We start from the raw sequence: 1,734 nt of genomic DNA on the forward strand, positions 1-1,734 counted from the left end.
GGGCCGGGCCGGCGGTGGCCGGCGGGGCGCGGACCAGGGCCATGCCCGGGGCGTACGACTGGACCACCCGGGCCACCGCGCGGGCGGCGGCCACCAGGAGCTGGGCCAGCATGAACAGCAGCCGGAACGGGTCGATGAGGCCGTCGACGACGCCCTGCACGATGCCCCAGGCCATGCCGGCCACGAAGGACACTCCCCCGCCGGCGGCCAGGTTGGCGATCTTGTTGCTGGCATCGATGCGCTGCTGGTCGCCGATCCGCTCGCCGTAACGGAGCTGGGTGAGGAAGCCGACGACGCCCTCGCGCAGCAGCGCGCCGAGCGGGCCCAGGCCGGTGAGCAGGGTGGGCAGCGCGCCGATCGCCACGATGAGCAGGTCGAGCACGAAGTTGATCACGGGCGGCTTGAGGTCGTCCGGGCAGAGCAGCCAGATCACCGCGCCGATGACGACCGGCAGCATGAGCGGGTTGGCCACCACCACGGCCAGCCGGACCAGGAAGTCCAGGATGGGCTGGAAGATGGCGACCAGCGCGTCGAAGACGGCGTGCAGGGCCTCGGTGAGCTTGCTGAACCCGCCGCGCGCCCAGGCGGCCATCCTGGTGAACTGGTTGGCCACCCCGGTGAGCAGGGCAGACACGGCGGTGAGGCAGGTGCTGGCGCCGAATGCGCCCAGCACGCCGCCCATCGCGGTGCCGACCTGGCCGGCCACGTCGGCGAGCCAGGCCGCGGCGGCCGCGAGGGTGTCGGCCGCCCCGGTGACCTCGCGGATCACGGTGGGCAGGATGCGGTCCTGGAGCACCTGCCGGGCGGCGACCAGGATCTCGCGGGTGTTCCAGTTCTCCCAGAGCCAGGTCAGCCCGTCCCACAGCGGCGGAAGCACCTGCGTCAGCACCACCACGGGGCCCAGCGGCGAGAGCAGGACCAGGATGCCGCCGACCACCATCAGCGGGGTTCGGATCGGTTCGATGGTGGCCCGCAGGGTCTCCCAGGCGGAGTTCGCGAGATTGCCGAGCCAGCTGCGGGCGCCCTCGGTGCTGTCCCAGGCCAGGCCGAACTGGGTAGAGAGCCAGTCCCAGGCGTACGACGCGCCGGCGCGGATGGGCGCCGTGAGGTCCCAGAGCCAGCCGCCCAGCCGGGTGAAGGACTCCCAGACCGCGCCGCCGGCCGCCCCGAGCAGGTCCAGCGCGGGGACCGCGAGGTGGTCCCAGAGCCCGGTGAAGACCTCGTTGACGGTGTCCGCGGCGGTCCGCAGGGTTCGGATGATGGGGCCGTCCCACTCCTGGAGGGCGGCCACCACCGGGCGCAGCAGGGCGCCGACGGTCGAGCGGGCGGCGCCGCCGAGCCGGGCCTGGACGTCGCGGACGCCCTGGGCGAGCCCGGTGAAGGTGGACTCGATCGCGGACATCGGGTCGAGGTCGGCGAGGCCGGACAGCAGCCGGCCGAGCAGCGCGTTGACGCCGGTGCAGAGCAGCTCGCGCAGCCGGACCAGCGCGCCGCCGCGGAGGAACTCCAGCAGGCCGGGCGCGAGCCGGTCGACGACCGCGGAGGCCGCCTCCAGCGCGGTCCCGGCGATCTCCCCGCCCACGTCGAGGGCGGTGTCGAGCGCGCCACGGCCCAGGGCGGCGGCGTCGCTCGCGGTGTCGGAGACGAACCGGCCCACGGGGGTGTCGGCGAGCGCGAAGCACTGCACGCCGAGCGGCGCGGACCGGGCCGGGGCGGCCGGCGGGCCGCGACCGG

General features: G+C 74.9%; 1 protein-coding gene. It reads right to left on the reverse strand.

Annotated features, from left to right (window positions below; genetic code table 11):
- The coding region (locus tag B0E53_RS38290) for a hypothetical protein (protein ID WP_168215498.1) at positions 1-1,734 on the reverse strand (1,734 nt) is incomplete at both ends.

Origin of the sequence: Micromonospora sp. MH33 (assembly GCF_003013775.1) — a bacterium.
Classification (GTDB): Bacteria; Actinomycetota; Actinomycetes; order Mycobacteriales; family Micromonosporaceae; genus Micromonospora; species Micromonospora fulviviridis.